Source organism: Streptomyces sp. CO7, from assembly GCF_053474865.1.
The window spans coordinates 30,491-49,370 of the sequence record NZ_JBRIOU010000015.1; the positions used below are offsets into that span (position 1 = coordinate 30,491).

Annotated in this window: 18 protein-coding genes; 13 read left to right on the plus strand and 5 right to left on the minus strand. The window is 72.2% G+C overall.

The features are described from left to right. Positions 1-177: 177 nt before the first annotated feature. The 9 genes from ACOV8S_RS30700 to ACOV8S_RS30740 all read left to right on the plus strand — a co-directional run bounded on the left by ACOV8S_RS30700 (position 178) and on the right by ACOV8S_RS30740 (position 11,071). Entirely contained in the window at positions 178-777 is a 600-nt protein-coding gene (locus ACOV8S_RS30700; RefSeq protein ID WP_448321759.1) for a malonic semialdehyde reductase, read from the plus strand. Positions 778-823: 46 nt separating this feature from the next. Beyond that, positions 824-1,888, plus strand: a complete 1,065-nt coding sequence (locus tag ACOV8S_RS30705) for a glucose-1-phosphate thymidylyltransferase (RefSeq protein ID WP_448321760.1) — start codon at positions 824-826, stop codon at positions 1,886-1,888. After that, positions 1,885-2,880 carry a dTDP-glucose 4,6-dehydratase gene (gene rfbB, locus ACOV8S_RS30710; RefSeq protein ID WP_448321761.1) on the plus strand — a complete coding sequence of 332 codons (996 nt, stop codon included), beginning with the start codon at positions 1,885-1,887 and terminating at the stop codon, positions 2,878-2,880. Before ACOV8S_RS30705 ends, rfbB begins: the two co-directional genes overlap by 4 nt. Continuing rightward, a complete protein-coding gene (locus ACOV8S_RS30715; RefSeq protein ID WP_448321762.1) occupies positions 2,877-4,313 on the plus strand; it encodes an NDP-hexose 2,3-dehydratase family protein in 1,437 nt (478 codons plus the stop codon). The genes rfbB and ACOV8S_RS30715 overlap by 4 nt, the downstream gene beginning before the upstream one ends. Beyond that, the gene (locus tag ACOV8S_RS30720; RefSeq protein ID WP_448321763.1) at positions 4,310-5,278 is read left to right on the plus strand and encodes a Gfo/Idh/MocA family protein; all 969 of its coding nucleotides are present in this window, start codon (positions 4,310-4,312) and stop codon (positions 5,276-5,278) included. The genes ACOV8S_RS30715 and ACOV8S_RS30720 overlap by 4 nt, the downstream gene beginning before the upstream one ends. 40 nt (positions 5,279-5,318) lie before the next feature. Further along, a complete protein-coding gene (locus ACOV8S_RS30725) occupies positions 5,319-6,470 on the plus strand; it encodes a nucleotide disphospho-sugar-binding domain-containing protein (RefSeq protein ID WP_448321764.1) in 1,152 nt (383 codons plus the stop codon). Continuing rightward, the gene (gene rfbH / locus ACOV8S_RS30730) at positions 6,467-7,774 is read left to right on the plus strand and encodes a lipopolysaccharide biosynthesis protein RfbH (protein WP_448321765.1); all 1,308 of its coding nucleotides are present in this window, start codon (positions 6,467-6,469) and stop codon (positions 7,772-7,774) included. The genes ACOV8S_RS30725 and rfbH overlap by 4 nt, the downstream gene beginning before the upstream one ends. Positions 7,775-7,845: 71 nt before the next feature. Next, positions 7,846-9,564 (plus strand): MFS transporter, encoded by a 1,719-nt coding sequence (locus ACOV8S_RS30735; RefSeq protein ID WP_448321766.1) that lies wholly within the window; start codon positions 7,846-7,848, stop codon positions 9,562-9,564. A 43-nt stretch (positions 9,565-9,607) separates the two neighbouring features. Further along, entirely contained in the window at positions 9,608-11,071 is a 1,464-nt protein-coding gene (locus tag ACOV8S_RS30740; protein ID WP_448321767.1) for an FAD-binding oxidoreductase, read from the plus strand. A gap of 106 nt (positions 11,072-11,177) precedes the next feature. Here the strand turns inward: ACOV8S_RS30740 and ACOV8S_RS30745 are convergent, their stop codons facing one another. From ACOV8S_RS30745 to ACOV8S_RS30760, 4 genes are read right to left on the minus strand one after another with little or no spacing between them, the layout of a single operon-like run. Further along, a complete protein-coding gene (locus ACOV8S_RS30745) occupies positions 11,178-12,224 on the minus strand; it encodes an Rv2578c family radical SAM protein (protein ID WP_448321768.1) in 1,047 nt (348 codons plus the stop codon). 41 nt (positions 12,225-12,265) lie between these two features. Next, positions 12,266-12,496, minus strand: a complete 231-nt coding sequence (locus tag ACOV8S_RS30750) for a ferredoxin (protein ID WP_448321769.1) — start codon at positions 12,494-12,496, stop codon at positions 12,266-12,268. Between the two features lie 30 nt (positions 12,497-12,526). Beyond that, a complete protein-coding gene (locus tag ACOV8S_RS30755) occupies positions 12,527-13,732 on the minus strand; it encodes a cytochrome P450 (RefSeq protein WP_448321770.1) in 1,206 nt (401 codons plus the stop codon). Then, complete coding sequence (locus tag ACOV8S_RS30760; protein ID WP_448321771.1) at positions 13,729-14,928, minus strand: acyltransferase family protein; 1,200 nt, start codon at positions 14,926-14,928, stop codon at positions 13,729-13,731. Before ACOV8S_RS30760 ends, ACOV8S_RS30755 begins: the two co-directional genes overlap by 4 nt. Before the next feature lie 220 nt (positions 14,929-15,148). Between ACOV8S_RS30760 and ACOV8S_RS30765 the strand changes: the two genes are divergently transcribed. Then, positions 15,149-15,799: an FMN-dependent NADH-azoreductase gene (locus ACOV8S_RS30765; RefSeq protein ID WP_448321772.1), complete on the plus strand. Its 651-nt coding sequence runs from the start codon at positions 15,149-15,151 to the stop codon at positions 15,797-15,799. A gap of 118 nt (positions 15,800-15,917) precedes the next feature. Here the strand turns inward: ACOV8S_RS30765 and ACOV8S_RS30770 are convergent, their stop codons facing one another. Further along, positions 15,918-16,301 (minus strand): hypothetical protein, encoded by a 384-nt coding sequence (locus ACOV8S_RS30770; RefSeq protein WP_448321773.1) that lies wholly within the window; start codon positions 16,299-16,301, stop codon positions 15,918-15,920. Positions 16,302-16,498: 197 nt separating this feature from the next. On the opposite strand from ACOV8S_RS30770, the gene ACOV8S_RS30775 reads away from it, so the two are divergent. From ACOV8S_RS30775 to ACOV8S_RS30785, 3 genes are all read left to right on the plus strand, one after another. Beyond that, positions 16,499-16,741 carry a hypothetical protein gene (locus tag ACOV8S_RS30775; protein WP_448321777.1) on the plus strand — a complete coding sequence of 81 codons (243 nt, stop codon included), beginning with the start codon at positions 16,499-16,501 and terminating at the stop codon, positions 16,739-16,741. 604 nt (positions 16,742-17,345) lie between these two features. Continuing rightward, a complete protein-coding gene (locus tag ACOV8S_RS30780; protein ID WP_448321774.1) occupies positions 17,346-18,020 on the plus strand; it encodes a helix-turn-helix domain-containing protein in 675 nt (224 codons plus the stop codon). A gap of 160 nt (positions 18,021-18,180) precedes the next feature. Further along, positions 18,181-18,624 carry a hypothetical protein gene (locus tag ACOV8S_RS30785; protein ID WP_448321775.1) on the plus strand — a complete coding sequence of 148 codons (444 nt, stop codon included), beginning with the start codon at positions 18,181-18,183 and terminating at the stop codon, positions 18,622-18,624. Positions 18,625-18,880: the final 256 nt, after the last annotated feature.

Below are 18,880 nucleotides of genomic sequence, written 5' to 3' on the forward strand. Positions count from 1 at the left end.
CGGCTCCGCTTCGTCGCGGAGCACCGTGCAGCGTCGGGGCTGCGGCTGGAGCTGCGATCGCGGGCCGCTGGACCGCTGGACGGCTGCCGCGAGGGGGAGTCGACCGGTGCTCCAGACCGCGCGGCCACGGTGGCCGGGCACACGCGATGCCGCGCTCACCTTCCGAGAGGAACGCCTATGTCCAGCCCGCTCGCTCTCGACACCGCCGCCCAGGACCTGCTGTTCCGGGACGCCCGTACCGCCAACACCTTCACCGACGAGCCGGTCTCCGACGAGACCGTGCAGGCCGTCTACGACCTGGTGAAGTACGCCCCCACCGCGTTCAACCTGCAGTCCCTGCGGGTGCTGCTGGTCCGCAGCGACGACGCCCGGGCGCGCCTGGTCGCGCACATGGCCGAGCCCAACCGGGAGAAGACCCAGGCCGCCCCGCTGGTCGCGGTGCTCGCCGCGGACCTGGACTTCCACGAGGAGCTGCCGCGGATCTTCCCGGTCTTCCCCGAGCTGAAGGACGCCGTCTTCTCCGACGCCGAGATCCGGGAGCGGGCGGCCAAGTCCAACGCCACCCTCCAGCTCGGCTACTTCATCCTCGGTCTGCGCGCGGCCGGGCTGGCCGCCGGCCCGATGGTCGGGTTCGACGGCGAGGCCATCGACAAGGAGTTCTTCGGGGACGGCAAGCACAACGTGATCGCCGTGGTGAACATCGGCAAGCCGGGCAAGGACGCCTGGTTCCCGCGACTGCCGCGCCTCGAGTACGACGAGGTCTTCACCACCGTCTGATACCGGGCCCCGTCCGCGGGGGCGCCGCCTGCCGAGGAGATGGTTCATGAAAGCCCTGGTGTTGTCCGGAGGCGCGGGTACCCGGCTGCGTCCGTTCAGCTACTCCATGCCCAAGCAGCTCATCCCGATCGCCAACCGGCCGGTGCTGGCCCATGTCGTGGACAACCTCCGCGCCGTGGGCATCAGCGAGATCGGCATCGTGGTCGGCGACCGCGCCGAGGAGATCCGCAGCGTCCTGGGGGACGGCTCGTCCCTGGGGGCGCGGATCACCTACATCCAGCAGGACTCCCCCCGCGGCCTCGCCCACTGCGTCGTCATCGCCCGGGAGTTCCTGGGCGACGACGACTTCGTGATGTATCTGGGCGACAACATGCTGCCCGGCGGCATCGCGGAGGTGGCCGCCGCGTTCCAGGCCCGCCGCCCGGCGGCGGAGGTGGTGGTCCACAAGGTCGCCGACCCGCGTGCCTTCGGCGTCGCCGAGGTGGACGCCGAAGGCCGGGTGACCGCGCTGGTCGAGAAGCCCCAGACGCCGGTCAGCGACCTGGCGCTGATCGGGGTGTACATCTTCACCCCCGCCATCCACGAGGCGGTCGCGGCGGTCGGCCCCAGCGCCCGCGGCGAACTGGAGATCACCGACGCTCTCCAGTGGCTGGTGGCGCGGGACGCCGAGGTGCACGCCCATCTCCACACCGGCTACTGGAAGGACACCGGTCAGGTCGAGGACGTCCTGGAGTGCAACCGGGAGCTCCTGAAGGCGGTCCACCCACGGATCGACGGCGAGGTGGACGGGCTGAGCGAGCTGATCGGCCCGGTGGTGATCGAGCAGGGGGCACGGATCGTCAGGTCCCGCATCATCGGCCCGGTCATCGTCGGCGCCGGCACCCTGGTCGAGGACAGCTATGTGGGCCCCCACACCTCGCTGGGCGCCGACTGCGTACTGAGCACGGCCCAGGTGGAGGACTCCATCGCGCTCTCCGGAGCGACCGTACAGCAGGTCCGGGTCCGCGCCTCGCTGATCGGCCGGTCCGCCGCCGTCAGCCTGGCCGCCCCGGAGGGACTCAACCGGCTGGTGGTCGGCGACCACACCCGGGTGGAGGTGGCGGCAGGATGAGGCTTCTGGTGACGGGCGCGGCCGGGTTCATCGGCTCGGAGTACGTCCGCGCGATGCTGGCGGGCGAGTACCCGGGCTACGAGGACGCCCAGGTGACCGTGCTCGACCTGCTCACCTACGCCGGCAACCGGGCCAACCTGCCCGAGCGCCATCCGCGGCTGACGTTCGTCCGCGGCGACATCTGCGACCTGCCGCTGCTGCTCGACCTGCTGCCGGGCCACGACGCCGTGGTCCACTTCGCCGCCGAGTCGCATGTGGACCGGTCCCTGGAGGCCGCCGCCGACTTCGTCCGCACCAATGTGGGTGGCACCCAGGCGCTGCTGGAGGCCTGTGTGCGCAGTGGCGTCCCGAGGGTGGTGCATGTGTCCACCGACGAGACCTACGGCTCGATCGAGGCCGGCTCGTGGACCGAGGAGTGGCCGCTGCTGCCCAACTCCCCCTACGCCGCGTCCAAGGCGGCCAGCGACCTGATGGCCCGCGCCTACTGGCGCAGCCACGGCCTGGATGTGTCGGTGACCCGCTGCTCCAACAACTACGGCCCGTACCAGCACATCGAGAAGCTGATCCCCAACTTCGTCACCCGGCTGCTGGAGGGCAGGACCGTGCCGCTCTACGGCGACGGCTCCAACATCCGCGAGTGGGTGCACGTCTCCGACCACTGCCGGGCGATCCAGCTGGTGCTCACCCGCGGCGCGGCGGGCGAGATCTACAACGTCGGCGGCGGCAACGAGATGAGCAACCGCCGGATCACCGAGCTGCTGCTCGACCTGTGTGACGCCTCACCCGACCTGGTGCGCCGGGTCGCCGACCGCCGGGGGCACGACATGCGGTACGCCCTCGACGACACCAAGATTCGTACTCGGCTCGGTTACACCCCCGCGGTGCCCTTCGAGTCCGGCCTGGCCGCCACCGTCGCGTGGTACCGGGACAACCGGGCGTGGTGGGAGCCGATGCGGACCGGGCCCGCCCTCGTCCTGGGAGGCAGCGTATGACCACCGCCGTTCGGGAGGCGCCGCCGGTGCTCAGAGCCCGGGAGGACGCCGGGCTGCCGGCCAGACTGGCCGTGTCGGCGGCGGCCCGCGAGGGCGGACTGCTGTCCGGCGGGGGGTTCGACGCCTGGCTGGCGGAGCGCCGCCGGGCGCACCCCTTCGAGGTGAGCAGGATCCCGTTCGCGGCCATGGAGGGATGGCACTTCGCGGCGGAGACCGGCAACCTGGTCCACCACAGCGGCCGGTTCTTCAGCGTCGAGGGACTGCATGTGAGCGGCACGGGGCCGTTCCCCGAGTGGTACCAGCCCATCATCAAGCAACCCGAGGTCGGCATCCTGGGCATCGCCGTCAAGGAGTTCGACGGGGTGCTGCACTTCCTGATGCAGGCGAAGATGGAGCCGGGCAACCCCAATCTGCTGCAGCTCTCCCCCACGGTGCAGGCCACCCGGAGCAACTACACCCAGGTCCACAAGGGCGCTCCGGTGCGGTACCTGGAGTACTTCGCCGGGCCGCGGCGGGGCCGGGTGATCGCCGACGTCCTCCAGTCGGAGCACGGCTGGTGGTTCTACCGCAAGAGCAACCGCAACATGGTGGTGGAGCTGGACCCGTCGGTGGAGGTGCCGCTGCACGACGACTTCCGCTGGCTGACGCTCGGCGAGATCAACGAGCTGATGACCAGGGACAACCTCATCAACATGGACTCGCGCACCGTGCTGTCCTGCCTCCCGCCGCCGTCCGGGCGGGGGGCCTCGCAGGAGGGGGGCTTCCGGGGCGCGCTGGCCGCGTCCTTCGACCCCGCGGCCGGAGCCGTCACCAGCACCCCCGAGGTGCTGAGCTGGTTCACCGGGCTGCGCTCCGACCACGACCTGGAGATCGCCCGGGTGCCGCTGCGGGACGTGCCCGGCTGGCACCGGACGAAGGACGAGATCGTCCGGGACGACGGCCAGCACTTCCGGGTGGTCGCGGTCTCGGTGCGGGCCGGCAGCCGGGAGGTGGGCGGCTGGTCGCAGCCGCTGCTGGAGCCCAACGGGCGGGGGGTTGCGGCCTGTGTGGTGAAGGAGTTCGGCGGGGTGCTGCACATGCTGCTGCACGCCAAGGTGGAGGGCGGCTTCCTCAACGCCGTGGAGCTGGGCCCGACCGTCCAGTGCCGCCCCGGCAACTACGACCACGCCGACCGGCCGCTGTTCTACGACTATGTGACGCAGGCCGGACCCGACCGCATCCGCTATGACGCCGTCCACTCCGAGGAGGGCGGCAGATTTCTCAACGCGGAGAGCCGCTACGTGGTGGTGGAGGCCGACGAGAGTCTCGGCCTGGACGTCCCTGCGGACTACGCCTGGTTCGCCGTGGGGCAGCTCGTGGAGCTGCTGAAGCACGGCCAGTATGTGAACATGCACGCCCGTACCCTGGTCGCCTGCCTGAACGCGATGCGATGAGGCCCCTGAGGGTCGGTGTGCTGGGGTGCGCGGAGATCGCCGTGCGGCGGGTGCTGCCCGCACTCGCCGCCGGCCCCGCCACCGAGCTGGTCGCGGTGGCCAGCCGCGATGCGGACAAGGCCGCCCGCACCGCCGCCCCCTACGGCTGCGCGGCGGTCACCGGCTACCGGGGCCTGCTGGAGCGGGCGGACGTCGAGGCGGTGTATGTGCCGCTCCCCGCGGCGTTGCACGCCGACTGGGTGGAGCGTGCCCTGCGCTCCGGCCGCCACGTCCTGGCGGAGAAGCCGCTCACCACCACGGCGGCGAGGACCGCGGAGATCACCGCGCTGGCCGCCGCGCGGGGCCTGGTGGTGATGGAGAACATCATGTTCCTCCAGCACCCGGTGCACCGCCGGGTGCTGGAGCTGCTGGCGGGCGGGCGGATCGGCGAACTGCGCTGCTTCGAGGCGGCGTTCGCCGTACCCCCGCTGCCGGTGGACGACATCCGCTACCAGGCCGGCCTGGGCGGTGGGGCACTGCTGGACATGGGTGTGTACCCGCTGCGCGCCGCCCAGCTCTTCCTCGGAGCGGACACGGCGGTACTCGGCGCCGACCTGCGCCACGATCCGCAACGCGGTGTCGAGGTGGCCGGGAGTGCCCTGCTGCGCGCCCGCGGCGGGGTGACCGCCCAGCTGGCCTTCGGCATGGAGCACTCCTACCGGTCGTGCTACGCCCTGTGGGGCAGTGCGGGCCGGATCCAGGTCGACCGCGCCTTCACTCCGCCCGCCGGCCACCGGCCGGTGGTGCGGGTGGAGCGGCCGGACGGCGTCGAGGAGCTCACGCTGGAGCCGTACGACCAGTGTGCGGCCACCGTACGGCGCTTCGCGGAGGCGGCACGCGGGCGGCGGCCGGCGGACGCGGCGGCCGGTGATGCGCTCTCGCTGGCGGAGCTGGTGGACAGTGTGCGCCGGGTGGCCCAAGGCTGAGTCAAGTGGCCCTCATGACGCGGTTCCTACTGTTCTGGGCATGAGAATCCTGGTGAGCACCAGCCCGTCCTTCGGGCTCTACTTCCCGGTCGTTCCGCTGGCCTGGGCCCTGCGGTCCGCGGGCCATGAAGTAGTCGTCGCCTCCCCGGAGAACATGGCGGAGACGGTCAACGGCTCCGGCCTGCCCTTCGTCCCCAACTGCGGCCCGCTGCCGATGCGGGACATCATGCTCTTCGACCGGGCGGGCGAGCCGATCGTGCTGCCGGACACCGAGGAGGAGCTGCTCGCCCACACAGGGCGGGCGTTCGGCCGGCTGGGGGCGCGGACCCTGGACGGGATGCTCCGGATCGTCGGTGAGTGGAAGCCGGACGTCGTCGTCGGTGAGCCGCACTCCTACGCCGCCGCGGCCGCCGCGGCCGTGCACGGGGTGCCCTTCGTCGAGCACGGGATCGGTCTGGGCTACCTCGCCGTCATCGACGAGCACGGCCACCGGGAGTTCGCCCCCGAGCTCGCCGGGCTCGGCCTGGCGCGGCTGCCGGACCCGGCGCTGGTCGTCGACACCTGCCTGCCGGGGGTCCACCCGGGGACGGCCCGGCCGAACACGGCGCCGATGGGCTATGTGCCGTTCAGCACGCCGGGCACCGTGCCCCCGTGGGTCTTCGGCAAGCCTGAGCGGCCCCGGCTGCTGCTGACCCTGGGGACGGTGCCCGTCCCCGGCCGCGTCGAGCTGTTCGCGGCCCTGCTGAAGATGCTCTCCACCTTGGATGTGGACCTGCTGCTGGCGGTCGAGGACGCAGTGGTCGAGCAGCTCTCCCCGCTGCCCCCCTCGGTGCTCGCGGCCGGCTGGCTGTCCCTGGACTCGGTGCTGCCCGCCTGCGACCTGGTGGTGCACCACTGCGGCGCCGGGACCGTGATGGCCGCGCTGCGCGAGGGCCTGCCCCAGGTGCTCATCCCGCACACCGTCGAGCAGTACGACAGCGCCCGGCGTCTGGAGGCGTTCGGCGCCGCGCGCCGGATCGCCCTGGAGGACCTCGACCCGAAGCAGGTGCTGGACGCCTGCCGGGCACTGCTGGAGGACCCCTCGTACCGCGACCGCGCCCGTGAACTGCGCGACCAGCTCCTGGAACTGCCCTCGCCCGGCCGGCTGGTGGCCGCCATCGAGGGCCTGACCGCGGAACGGGGTACCCGATGAGCGACGAGGCCAAGGCCCTGCTGCTGGAGCAGGTCCGCAAGTACCACCATCTGCGCAGCGCGCCGGTGGAGTTCGTGCCGGGGGTCACCCCGATCTGGCCGTCCGGCGCGGTGCTGGACGAGGAGGACCGCGCGGCCCTGGTGGAGGCCGCCCTGGATTTGCGGATCGCCGCGGGTGTCAGTTCGCGGAAGTTCGAGTCGGCCTTCGCCCGCCGGCTCAAGCGGCGCAAGGCGCACCTGGTCAACTCGGGCTCCTCGGCGAACCTGCTGGCGCTCTCCGCGCTCACCTCGCCGCTGCTGGAGGACCGCCGGCTGCGGCCGGGCGACGAGGTGATCACCGCCGCGGTCGGGTGGACCACCACGGTCAGCCCCATCCTGCAGAACGGCCTGGTGCCGGTCTACGTCGATGTGGATCTGGGAACCTACAACCCCACCGCGGCGGCCATTGCGGCCGCCATCACCCCGCGCACCAAGGCGATCATGATCGCCCACACTCTGGGCAATCCCTTCGAGGTGGCCGAGGTGGCGGCGCTGGCCGAGGAGCACGACCTTTTCCTGATCGAGGACAACTGCGACGCGGTCGGCTCCCTCTACGACGGCCGGCTGACCGGGACCTTCGGCGACCTGGCGACGGTCAGCTTCTACCCCGCCCACCACATGGCGATGGGCGAGGGCGGCTGTGTGCTCAGCTCCAATTTGATGCTGGCACGGATCGTGGAGTCGATGCGCGACTGGGGACGCGACTGCTGGTGCGAGCCCGGTGAGGACAACAAGTGCCTCAAGCGGTTCAACTACCAGCTGGGGACGCTGCCGCACGGCTACGACCACAAGTACATTTTTTCCCACCTGGGCTGGAACCTGAAGGCCACCGACCTCCAGGCCTCCCTGGGGCTCAGCCAGCTGAGGAAGCTCGACGGCTTCATCGAGGCCCGCCGGGCCAACTGGGCGCGGCTGCGGCAGGGGCTGGAGGGCGTCCCCGGGCTGCTGCTGCCGGAGGCCACCCCGCGCAGCGAGCCCAGCTGGTTCGGCTTCCTGATCACGGTGGCGCCCGACGCCCCGTTCCGCCGGGCGGAGCTTTGCGACTTCCTGGAGAGCCGCAAGATCGGCACCCGGCGGCTGTTCGGCGGCAACCTCACGCGCCAGCCGGCCTATGTGGACCAGCCCCACCGCATCGTGGGCGACCTGCGGAACGCGGACCTGATCACCGAGGCCACGTTCTGGGTCGGCGTCTACCCCGCGCTGACCAACGAGATGCTCGACTACGTGGTCGCCTCGATTCGCGAGTTCGTCCGCGACCACGGCTGACCCGGCGCTTTGCCCCGAACCGCCCCTGCACCCCGCACCACCGCTCCACCGCGTCATCCAGAGGAGAACTCATGTCGTCCGACACCCACGCCGCGCCGGCCGACGGCGCGTCCGCCGCGCCGGGGGACGCGCCGGAGCCGTCGCGCTGGCGGTGGTACGCCTTCGCCGTCATCCTCGTCGCCACCATGATGGACATCCTGGACTCCCTGGTGACCACGGTCGCCGGGCCGTCCATCCGGGCGGACCTGGGCGGCAGTACCACCGTGATCCAGTGGCTCACCGCCGGCTACACGCTGGCGATGGCCTCGGGGCTGATCATCGGCGGCCGGCTCGGCGACCTTTTCGGCCGTAGACGGATGTTCCTGGTGGGTGTGGCCGGCTTCGTCGTCTGCTCGGTGCTCTGCGGGGCCGCCCAGGATCCGGCCATGCTGGTCGGCTTCCGGGTGGTCCAGGGCCTCTTCGGGGCGGTGATGATCCCCCAGGGACTGGGGATGATCAAGGAACTTTTCCCGCCCGCGGAGCTGCCGCTCGCCTTCGGCTCCATCGGACCGGTGGTGGGGCTGGCCAACATCTCCGGGCCGCTGGTCGGCGGCTGGCTGGTCGACGCGGACTTCTTCGGCACCGGATGGCGGATGATCTTCCTGATCAATGTGCCGCTGGGGCTGGTCTGCCTGGTCGCCGGAGCTCGGCTGCTGCCCACCGCCGCCCGGACGGGGTCCCGGCTGGACCTGGTCGGCGCGGCGACCGTGGCCCTGGCCGCACTGCTGATGGTCTTTCCGCTGGTGCAGGGACGTGAGCTGGGCTGGCCCGCCTGGACCTTCGCCTCGATCGCCGCCTCGGTCGCCCTGTTCGTCTTCTTCGGCTGGTACGAGGCCCGGCGGCAGCGCTCCGGCGGCGACCCCTTGGTGCTGCCTTCGCTGTTCCGCAAGAGGGCCTTCTCCGGGGCGCTGGTTGCCGGGGCGCTGATGTTCTGCGCGTTGATCGGGTTCTCCCTGGTCTTCACCCTCTATGTGCAGCTGGGACTCGGCTACTCGCCGATGCAGGCGGCCCTCGCCACCCTCCCCCAGGTGATCGGCTCCGCCGTGACCGCCCTGGTGGCCGGCCGCACCGGGCTGGCCGTCAGGTACGGCCGCCGGCTGATCCACCTGGGCGTCGCGGCCATGGCCGCCGGCGTCGGCCTGCTGTACCTCGCCGTACGCCTCCAGGGCGACCATGTCCACGCTCTCTGGTTCGCCCCGGCGCTGCTGCTCATCGGCGTCGGCATGGGCCTGGCGATGTCCTCGCTGTACTTCACCGTCAACACCACCGCGCAGCCGCACGAGTCCGGCTCCGCCTCCGGCACCTTCACCGCCGTCCAGCAGCTGTCCGGCGCACTGGGCATCGCCGTCATCGGCACCGTCTTCTTCGGGGTGCTGGGCGGCCAGGTCGCGGCGCGGGCCGCCGACCAGGCGCCGCAGCTGCGCACCCAACTGGCCGCGGCGGGGGTCTCCCCCGCCGGGCAGGAGCAGATCACCGCTTGGCTGCGGGACTGCGAACAAGACCGCGCGGTTGCCGAGGACGCCGCCGACCTGCCGCCGAGCTGCGGGCGGCTGCGCACCGTGCTGGAGCGGACACCGGCGGCCGCCGCCGCGGTCGACCGGGCCGGCGCCCAGGCCGCCGGGCGGGGCTTCGCCGACTCCTTCGAACGGGTGCTGGCGGTCCTGGCGGGGCTGCTGGCGCTCGCCTTCGCGGTGGCCTTCGCCCTGCCGCGGGCCCGTCCCTCCGGCGCCTTCGCCGGCTCCCCGAAATAACGCGCCTGCCCCCACCTTGGCCCCACCACTTCTCGGAGAGACCATGTCGGAACAGCTCGACAGACGCTCGGTGATCAGACTCGCCGGAGCCGGGGCGATCGCGGCCGTGGGCGCCCAGTCGGCCTCCGTCGCCCTGGGCGGCGGCCTGGTGCAGGCGGCCGCGGCCGCCGCACCGCCGGCGCTGCTGCTGCCCGGCGATGCGGGGTTCGACGCCGAGCGCTCCGGCTTCAACCCGATCGTCGAGCACCATCCGCTGGCGATCTCGGTGCCCGCCGGGCCGGCCGACGTCGCGGCCGCGGTGGGCTACGCGCGCGAGCGCCACTGGCCGATCGCGGTGCAGACGACCGGCCACGGGATCGGCGTGGCCGCCGACGGCGCGCTGCTGGTCAACACCCGTCTGATGGACGGCGTGAAGATCGACCGGCGGACCCGCACCGCCCGGATCGGGGCCGGGGTGCGCTGGGGCGCCGTGGTGAGGGCCGCCGCCCCCTACGGGCTCGCCCCGCTCAGCGGCTCCTCCACGGGCGTGGGCGTGGTCGGCTACGTCCTCGGCGGCGGCCTGGGCCTGCTGGGCCGTACCTTCGGCTATGCCGCGGACCGGGTGCGCTCGCTCCAGATCGTCACCGCCGACGGCCGCATACGCACCGCCTCCCCGACGCGCAACCCGGAACTCTTCTGGGGCGCCCGGGGAGGCAAGAGCAACTTCGGGGTGGTCACCGGGATCGAGATCGAGCTGATGCCGGTCGCCCGCGTCTACGGTGGCGCACTGAACTTCGCCGGCACCCAGGCCGCCGACGTGCTGGAGGCCTACCGGCAGTGGTCCGCGGGGCTCTCGGAGCGGACCACCACCTCGCTCCAGCTGCTGCGACTGCCCGACGACCCGGTGCTGCCGCCGCCGCTGCGCGGCCAGTTCATCGTCAGCGTCGTGGTGGGCCACCTCGGCGACGGTGCCGAGGGCGACGCCCTGCTGCGGCCGCTGCGCGCGCTGACCCCGTTCCTGGACACCGTCCAGGAGATGCCCTTCGCCGACTTCGCCGCCATGTTCACCGAGGGCGCCAGCTCACCGGAGCCCCTGCACGAGCGCACCGGGCTGATCCGCACCCTGGACGCGCGCACGACCGACCTGCTGGTCGCCCTGGCCGGACCCGATGCCACCCTGCCCGCGGGCGTCGTCTCGCTGCGGCAGCTGGGCGGTGCCCTGGGCCGTCCGGCCGCGGTGCGCAACGCGGTGGGCCTGCGCGACGCGGACTTCGCGCTCTACCTCGCGCACAGCGCTCCGGCCGAGGAGTCGGCGGCGATCGACGCCGTGCAGCAGGGCCTGATGGACGGCCTGCGGCCGGCCCTCACCGGCGGGGCGTTCCCCAACTTCCTGGGCCACGGCGACACCGCCCCCGAGCGGGTGCGGGCCGCCTACCAGCCCGCGGACTACCGCCGGCTGGTCGCCCTCAAGCGGCTCTGCGACCCGGGCAACCTCTTCCGGATCAACCACAACATCCCGCCCCGCTGAGGGCCTCGTCCCTCCTTTGCCGTGCCCGGCCGGTGCCTCACCCGCACCGCCGGGCACGGCCGCCGGCGGTGCGCGCGGGCGGTTTTGCCCGCTGGCCGCGGGCCGGTCAGAAGAGGGCCTGCTGGGTCGGACCCGGGTTCTCGGGCGGGGGCGGCGGGGCCGACCAGTCCGGCGGACGGCCGGTGTGGAAGGTCTGCGGCGGCCGGCAACCGTACTCCTCGGCCAGTTCCCACACCTGGTCCAGTATCCGCCGCCGGTACCAGTGGGGGGTCTGGACGGCGTCCCCGTACAGCGCCCGGTAGCGGCCCACCAGGCCGGGGTGGTGCTCACCCAGCCACCGCATGAACCACTCGCGGGACCCGGGCCGCAGATACATCACCTCGGGCGCGATCGAGACGGCCCCGGACTGGGCCACCGCCTGGACCGTGGCCCGCAGCTGGTCCGGTGAGTCGCTGAGGTAGGGCACGATGGGCGACATCAGCACGGCACACGGCACCCCCGCCTCGTTGAGCCTGCGGCAGACCTCCAGGCGGGCCTGCGGCGAGGGTGTCCCCGGTTCCAGGGCGCGCCACAGGGCCGGGTCGGTGAAGCCCACCGAGACGGCGGTCTCCACTCGGGCCCGCTCGGCGGCCTGCTGGAGCAACGGCAGGTCACGCAGGATCAGCGTGCCCTTGGTGAGGATGGAGAAGGACACCCGGTAGTCACGGAGCGCGGCGAGGATGCCGGGCATCAGCCGGTAGCGGCCCTCGGCCCGCTGGTAGCAGTCGACATTGGTGCCCATCGCGACATGGTCGCCGGGTCTGCCGCGGGCGGCGATCTCCCGCCGGACCACCTCGGGGGCGTTGACCTTCACCACCACCCGGGTGTCGAAGTCGCGCCCGGGGTCGAGGTCCAGATAGCGGTGGCTGTTGCGGGCGAAGCAGTAGACGCAGGCGTGTGTGCAGCCGCGGTAGGGGTTGAGCGTCCAGCCGGCGGGCATCCCCGGTCCGGCCGGCACCCGGTTGAGGACCGAACGGGCCCGGACCTCGTAGAAGGTCATGTCCTTGAAGTCCGGGGTGTCGAAGGTCCTCGTCACGGCGCCCCGCTCGATCAGCGGCAAAGCCGCCGCCTCACGGTCGTCGTTGCCGTCGAGGCTCAGGTTGTCCCAGCGCATGCGGTACTTTCGAATCGGCCGTGCCCTCGCGCGGCGCCCTGTCAGAGTTCGGGTGCGAGCACCTCACCGGTGGTGAGGCTCCGCACCAAGATGGCCTCCATCGGGCAGGTCTCGGCGGCGTCCACGACCGCCTGGTCCGGCTCCACCACCTCCCTGACCGGGCGGGCCCGGCCGGCGTCCAGCCGGAGCCGGCCGGCGGCCGTACCGACGCACAGGCCGGTACCCGCACACAGCTCCCGGTCGACGTCGATCCGCCACTGCTCTGCGTCCATTGTCGTCCCTCCCACTGACAACTGCGGCTGTTACCAGGTGACCAGGAGTTCCCGGGGGGCGCGCTGCAGGGTGACGACGCGCCAGGGTACCTCCTTGGCGGGGACGGCGAGCCGCAGTTGCGGGAAGCGCCGCAGCAGCGCCCCGAGGGCGATCTGCAGTTCCATCTTGGCCAGCTGCGCGCCCAGGCAGCGGTGCACTCCGTGGCCGAAGCCGAGGTGCGGGTTGTGCTCGCGGTGGAAGTCCAGCTCGTCGGGGTCGGTGAAGACCGCCTCGTCGCGGTTGGCGGACATCATGGCGGGCAGCACCGCCTCGCCGGCCCGCACCAGGCCGCCGCTGAGGAGCACGTCCTCGGTGGCGACCCGGGGGAAGGAGGTGCCGCGCAGCAGCGGGACGAAGCGCAGCATCTCCTCCACCGCCTGCGGGATCAGCTCCGGGTCGGCACGCAGCTGCCGGAGGTGGTCCGGCCTGGTGAGCAGCAGATACGCGAAGTTGGAGATCTGGTCGGCCGTGGTCTCGTAGCCGGTGATCAGCACTCCGGTGGCCAGGTCCAGCAGCTCCTTCTCGGAGAGCCTCTCCTCCTCGTCGCGGGCCGCCACCAGCACGCTCAGCAGGTCGTCGGCGGGCTTGCGGCGGCGCTCCTCCAGGAGGTCCGCCATGTAGGCCCGCAGGCTGTCCAGCGCCTGGAAGACGTCCTGCAGGGTGTAGCGGTCGCCGGTGGCGGTGAGGGTGGTCTCGGCCCACTCCTGGAGCTTTTTGCGGTCCTGGCCGGGCACGCCGAAGAGTTCGAAGATGACCAGGGCGGGCTGCGGCCGGGCGAACTCCGCGACCAGGTCCACCGGCCTGCCCTGCGCCTGCATGGCGTCCAGCAGGTCCTCGATGATCTGCTGCACGCGGGGCCGGAGCTGCTCGATACGCCGCATGGTGAAGGCCTTGGCGACCACCCGGCGGAGCCTGGTGTGGTCCGGGGGGTCCATGGAGACCATGGCGTCGGGCCCGGGACCGATGGGGGTGTGCGCGGGCTGGTCCCCGGCGACCGCGCGGGCGCGGCTGAAGCGCGGGTCGCCGAGGACCAGCTTCACGTCCTCGTAGCGGGTGGCCAGCAGCGCCGGAGTGCCGTAGGGGCACTGGACGCGGGCCAGTCCGCCCTCGGCGCGGATCTGCGCGTAGGCGGGGTCCAGCTCCAGCCGGTCGGGCTCGCTGAACGGGTAGGGCCTGGGCTGCTGCTCGGTGGTCATGCGTGCAGTTCCTCTCGCTGGGTGCGGCGGGAGGACCAGCGGCGCACCAGCGGACGCTCGACCGCCACCGCCAGGCCCCAGGCCAGCAGGATGGAGACCAGGAGGCAGCCGGCCAGGAAGGCCGCGCCGCCGGGGGTGCTCCAGGCCGGTCCGGACACGCCGCCCATATGGTTGGGGATGCGGCCGAACGCGAGGTGCCCGAACTGGAGAACCAGCTTGTGCACCATGTAGAAGGCGAAGGAGATCTCTCCCAGCCACACCATCGGACGGGTACTCAGTACCGTCCGGCGGCCCGCCACGTCGGACGAGGCGGCGGCGGCGATCAGGATCCCCAGCGGGATCACGGTGACCGCGGCGAACCGGAAGAGGAACGGCGCGTGCAGCGATGCGATGTAGGCGCCGGCGGCCAGCACCGCGGCCGGCCAGACACCCACCCGGACCCAGCGGCCGGTGAGGACGATACGGGCGAGCAGCATGCCGAGGACGAACTCCAGGGACCGGGAGATGGGGAACTCGTAGACGGACCAGATCTGGGTGAAGGAGGCCGGCCCCCAGATGAAGCGCGGGTTGTCCGGCAGCAGGGCCTGCGCCGCCAGCGGCAGCAGCACCACGGCTGCGGCCGTGCCCCCGGCCCAGTACCAGAGCCGGCTCGGGCGGATCCGGCGGACGAGGGCGAACAGCAGCGGGAAGGAGAGGTAGAACAGCGCCTCCACCGACAGCGACCAGCTGACGTCGTTGCCGGAGCCCACATAGGTGATGTCCGGCACCCAGGACTGCAGCAGCACCAGGTTGGCCAGCGCCTGCGGGATTCCGCTGGCCTGGCCCGCCCAGGCCAGGAGCACCAGCGCGGCGGCGAAGGTCACCACGTGGTTGGGCAGGATCCGCACGAACCGCCGCCGCCAGAACGCCGCGGCACCACCGCCGGGCCGGGCCGACCAGGTGAGCACGAACCCGCTGAGGACGAAGAAGAACGAGACGCCCACGAAGCCCGCGGTGGCGACGTCCGTCATGTACCCCATCTGCACCGACGGGTCGCGGAAGACGAACAGCAGGCTTCCGTGGAAGGCGAAGACCATGAGGGCGGCGATGAAGCGCAGCCCGGTCAGGGAGGGCAGACGGCCCGTCCCCGATGTGCCTGCGGGTAGGGACGGTGCCGGGACCTCGCCGATGGTTCTCTCTGCCTGGATGCTGGTCATCCTGATCACTCTCCTGCTCGGGCGCCCTGGGGGCGACAGTGCGCGCAGTGTGCGGACACCGCCTCGCGCAGCGCTCGAACGCCCAGCGCTCCACCCCGGTCGAGCCGTTTGCGAGCGGGGATCGAGTGCGGCCCGGCAGGGTGGGGACCGCATGCGCTTGGCCCGTATCTGAGCTCCAGCCGGACGGCTGGACCGGCCGCCAAGGTTTCAGGAGATATCCATGGCTCATCTGCTTCACATCGACTCGTCCGCCGTATCCGAGGGTTCCGTCTCCAGAGAACTCGCGGGCGCCTTCCGCAGCGCCTGGTCCCAGGCGCACCCGGACGGCACGGTCAGCCACCGCGACCTGGGTGCGACAGCCGTCCCGCACCTGGACGAGGCCGGCATCGTCTCCCAGTTCCTGCCGGCCGAGGTGCAGAGCGCCGAGCAGCGCAAGGCCGGTGCGCTGCGGGACGAACTGGTCGAGGAACTGCTGGCCGCCGACGCACTGGTGATCAGCGCTCCGATGTACAACTGGAACATTCCCTCCACCCTGAAGGCATGGATCGACCAGGTTCTGGTGGCCGGCCGTACCCTCGCCTTCGCCGACCCCAAGCCGCTGGCCGGCCGTCCGGCGACGCTGCTGCTGAGCTTCGGCGGCGGCTACACGCCCGGTGCCCCGCAGGCCCCCCGCAACCATGTGGAGCCCTACCTGCAGACCGTCTTCAAGGACGAGCTGGAGATGGACCTGGTGATCATCTCCGCGCAGCTCACCCTCGCCGGCAAGGTGCCCGGCATGGAGGAGCTGGTCGACCTCGCGCACAAGTCCCGCTCCGACGCGCTGGCCGCCGCCGAGGAACGCGCCCGCAAGACCGCCGGCGCCCTGGCGTGAGCGCGCCCGGCCGCGATCGGGCGGCATGATCCCACAGCGGTGACCCCACGGCATCGAGGGCGGCTCCTCCCCCACCGGGAAGAGCCGCCCTTGCCGTGGCCGGGGGCGGGTGCGGGGCTCAGCGGGCAGCCTCCAGGGTCACCGTGAACGCGCCGGCGACACTGCCGTCGGCATGGTGCAGCACCGCGGTACCCGAGGAGGTGTGGCTGTCCCCGGACACCCACACCTGCTGGATGCTGTGGATGGTCCCGGGTGCCCCTCCCTGCGGGTCTGGCAGCGGGTGCGCCACGTGGTAGACGAACGAGCCGTCGGGCCGCTCGATCCAGTGCCCGGGGCCGCCGAAAGCCGGCCTGCCGTCCGGGCCGGACGGGCCGAGCGCCTCCATGGTGTGGTCGCTGCGGAAGACGAACGTGGTGCGGTAAGGGGAGGGCACCCCGTCGACCGCGGAAGTAGCGGTCCAGGTCCCCACCAGCACGGCTGGCGTATCCGTGGATGCAGTCATACCGCCGAGCCTGAGTCCACCCACTCGAACCCCCCTCAACACCCGGCCGCCTCGGGCCGGGCCGCCTCGGCCGGCGGTCCAGCCTCTCCCGAGCCGGCCACCGGACGGTGGCCGGCTCGGGAGAGGGAGGGGACATGGCAGAGCGGTGCTTCCAGCTGCACGACTCGACCCTGCGGGACGGCACCCATCAGGAGGGCATGCCGCTGACGGTCGAGGACAAACTCGCCGTCGCACGCCGACCGGATGCCCTCGGAGTCGGCTTCATCGAGGGCGGGTGGCCCGGTGCGGTCCCCCGCGACACCGGGTTCTTCCGCCACGCCCGTACCGAACTCGACCTTGCTTCGGCACAGTTGACAGCATGCGGGGCCACCCGCAACCAGGCACGCCGGTCAGCGCCGCCCCCCAGGTGCGGACGCTGCCGGCAGCTAAGACACCCGTAGCGACCCTGGTGGCCAAGCGGCCGCCCGGAAGCGCGCCTCCCCGGCGTGGAGCGGCCGGCTGGCGCGGGCGGGCGCGGCTGGACTTCTGTATGCCTGCGCAGGCAGTCGCGGCGGCCTGGGGGCGGCGCGGGGTGAACGCGCAAGCGCAGTGTCCCGAGTCGGTGCAGGACACGAATTCCTGTGAACTCGAGCAGCGCATCGCGCGGGTCGGGGCAGAGCGGGAGCAGCGGGCTGCGGCCTGCCGTGCCCCGGCTTGCCGCAGGACATCGTCCTCGACCGCCTCGGGCAGGAGCAGTCCGTGGTGCGTCAGCGGCAGGGCCCGCGGGGCGTCGGCCTCGCGTAGGCACCGGCCGGCTGGCCTCATCGCGAACTGAGCACCCCGGCGTCGTGGTCGCACCTGTGAGTCACGGTATGCGGAGGTCCTTGTGCCGTAGCGGCTCGGTATCCGTGCAGAGCGGAAGCGGCCTTCGTGCAGCCCGGGTGTGTGCGGGGCGACACGCCGGAATGGTTTCGCCCGGCACAGCGGTCCGGGGAACATGGTCCGCGATGTTGGGGGCCGCGCCGTTGTGGGGGACGCGGCCGGGACACGTCATCGGGGGATGTCATGGACACAGCTGTACGTGCACGGACGGCGGACAGAGGACGCGGAGTGCTGGAGGGGGCGTTCGCGCTGCTGGAAGCCCTGCGGCAGCACGGCGATGAGGCAGGGGTGAGCGAACTGGCGGTAGCTTGCGCAGTGCCCAAGAGCACGGCTCACCGGCTGCTGGAGCAGTTGATCGCCCTGGGGGCCGTGGAGCGCCGTGGCGCACGCTACCGGCTGGGCGCACAGCTCTACCGGCTCGGTCAGGCATGGCAGCCGCACCCAGGACTGCGCATGGCGGGACGCCTGCCGCTGCACCGGCTGAGAGCCGCCACCGGAGGCAGTGCGGTGCTGGCGGTGATGCACGAGGAACGGGCTCTGACGGTCTGCTCGGTGCCCGGCCGCACGGAGCCACTGGTGCCGGTCCGCGACGGTGAGGCGTTCTCGCTGGACACGGCGCTGGGCAAGGCACTGCGAGGCCCGGTGCGCGGCGGCGTCGTCCTGGACCGGGAGGATGTGATGGCCGGGGTCTGCTGCGCCGCGCTGCCGGTGCGGCTGGCGACGGGAGCCGTGGTGGGGGCGGTGGCCGTGATGGTCGAGGCCGGCCAGCGGCTGGAGGTGATGGCGGACCGGGTCGCCGAGGCAGCCGCCGCCGTCACCCGTGGACTGGGCCGGTCCGGGACCGCGGTACGTCCGTGAGGGCGTCCGGGCCGTGTTCCGCTCAGTGGGACGCGCGTAGATGCGAGGCGGTGACGGCGGGCAGGGTGGATGCGTGCCAAGGGACGGCACGGGCCTCGCAGGACAACGCGGGGCCACCACAGCGTTCAAGGGGGAACCAACCATGCGTGGAATCGCTCGAGTGGCCACGGCCGCTGTGCTCTCGCTGGGCAGCGTCGCCGGATTCGCCGCGGCGGCCCAGGCCGAGCCGATCGACTACGTCCGCATCGAACTGCTGGAGCTGACCTGTCACCAGCAGAGCGAAGGCGATCACGACGAGGCCTACCTGAAGGTCACCGACGCCAACGGAAACGCCGTCAAGGTGTGGCCGGGGAGCCTGAAGTACCAGACGATGGGCCCGGGTTACGTCCGGTCGATGACCGATGGCAACGGCAACGCGGCCCTCGTCCTGGGCAAGCAGCAGGCGCGCACCATGACGCTGTGGGACGACGACACGACGAGCGGCGACGACAAGCTGGGTGCGACGCTGGTGACGGGCAGTGAGGCGGGCGCCGAGATCCAGTACCGCTCGCTCGAGGGGTCCGGTGGCGTCTACACCATCGCCTACCGCGTCATCGACATCTGACGGCCCCCGGCGCCCTCGCGTCGACGGCCTGCCGGGCGGGTGGCTTTCCACCCGCCCGGCACCCGGCACACACACCCCACGGCACGGCGACGTCTCGCCCGGCACCGGACGCACGCCCCCGGTCGGCGGAGGGCGTCGAGTGCGGTCCGTGGCGCGGGTCGCGTGGCGAGGATGATCCCTTGGCGCGGACAGTTCGTGTGGGGGCCGCACATCCGCGCCAGCCGGAAAGCAGCAGCGGGGCCGGACAGGGTGACCC